This window comes from Nocardia abscessus, assembly GCF_015477775.1.
In the GTDB taxonomy this organism is placed as follows: Bacteria; Actinomycetota; Actinomycetes; order Mycobacteriales; family Mycobacteriaceae; genus Nocardia; species Nocardia abscessus_A.
The window spans coordinates 1-1747 of sequence record NZ_JADLQO010000052.1; the positions used below are offsets into that span (position 1 = coordinate 1).

Consider the following 1747-nt stretch of genomic DNA (forward strand, 5'->3'; position numbering starts at 1 on the left):
TCGGGTCCACCAGGGTGGAGGTGTCGCCGAGTTCGCGTCCTTCGGCGACGTCGCGCAGGAGGCGGCGCATGATTTTGCCGCTGCGGGTTTTGGGGAGTTCGGGGACGATGTGGATTTCTCGTGGTCGGGCGATGGGGCTGATTTCGCGGGCGACTTCGGTTTTGAGGTCGTCGATGAGGGTGGGGGTGTGTTGGGCGTTGGCGGTGAGGATGACGAAGGCGACGATGCCTTGGCCGGTGGTGGGGTCGGTGGCGCCGACGACGGCGGCTTCGGCGACGGTGTGGTGTCCGACGAGGGCGGATTCGACTTCGGCGGTGGAGATTCGGTGGCCGGAGACGTTCATGACGTCGTCGACGCGGCCGAGGACCCACAGGTCGCCGTCGGTGTCGAGTTTGGCGCCGTCGCCTGCGAAGTACCAGCCTTGTTCGGCGAAGCGTTCCCAGTAGGTGGTTTTGTAGCGTTGCATGTCGCCCCAGATGCCGCGCAGCATCGATGGCCAGGGCTGGTCGAGCACGAGGTAGCCGTTGGCTTCGGTTTCGCCGCGTTGGACCGGTTTGCCTTCTTCGTCGACGACTTGGGCGGAGATGCCGGGCAGTGGGGTCATGGCCGCGCCGGGTTTGGCGGCGGTGACGCCGGGCAGGGGGGAGATCATGATGGCGCCGGTTTCGGTTTGCCACCAGGTGTCCACGATGGGGGTGCGATTGCCGCCGATGACTTCGCGGTACCAGCGCCAGGCTTCGGGGTTGATGGGTTCGCCGACCGAGCCGAGTAGCCGGATGCTGGACAGGTTGTGGGCGGCGGGGATTTCTCGGCCCCATTTCATGAAGGTGCGTACCAGGGTGGGGGCGGTGTAGTAGATGGTGACGCCGTATTTTTCGATGATCTGCCAGTGGCGGTGTTCGTCGGGGAAGTTGGGGGTGCCTTCGTAGACGATTTGGGTGGTGCGGTTGGCGAGGGGGCCGTAGACGATGTAGCTGTGTCCGGTGACCCAGCCGATGTCGGCGGTGCACCAGTAGATGTCTTGTGCGGGTTTGTGGTCGAAGACGGTGTGGTGGGTGTAGGCGGTTTGGGTGAGGTAGCCGCCGGTGGTGTGCAGGATGCCTTTGGGTTTTCCGGTGGTGCCGGAGGTGTAGAGGATGAACAGGGGGTGTTCGGCGTCGAAGGGTTGGGCTTCGTGCTGGGGTGAGGCGGGGGTGACGGTGTCGTGCCACCACAGGTCGCGGCCGTGGGTCCAGGGGACTTCGATGCCGGTGCGGCGTACGACCAGGACGTGTTCGACGGTGGTGGGGTCGTCACCCAGGGCTTCGTCGACGGCTTGTTTGAGGGGGGCGGTTTTGCCGCGGCGCCATTGTCCGTCGGTGGTGATCACCAGTCGTGCGCCGGCGTCGTCTACGCGTTGGCGCAGGGCGGTGGGGGAGAAGCCGGCGAAGACGACGGAGTGGGTGAGTCCGAGGCGGGCGCAGGCGAGCATGGAGATGATGGCTTCGGGGACCATGGGCATGTAGATCGCGACCCGGTCTCCGGTGGCCAGGCCGAGTTCGGTGAGGTAGTTGGCGGCCCGGCAGACCTCGTCGCGGAGTTGGGTGTAGGTGATGGCGCGGGAGTCGCCGGGTTCGCCTTCCCAGTGGATGGCGATCTGGTCGCCGTGTCCGTCCAGGACGTGGCGGTCCACGCAGTTGTAGGCGACGTTGAGTTTGCCGCCGACGAACCACTTCGCTACCGGCGCGTCACTCCAGTCCAGCACCTG

The 1747-nt window shown here is 65.8% G+C and carries 1 protein-coding gene; it reads right to left on the reverse strand.

Features of this window, described 5'->3' with window-relative positions; all coding sequences use genetic code 11:
* Positions 1-1747, reverse strand: a 1747-nt coding sequence (gene acs / locus IU450_RS39200; protein WP_195154769.1) for an acetate--CoA ligase, incomplete at both ends; no start/stop codon positions are given.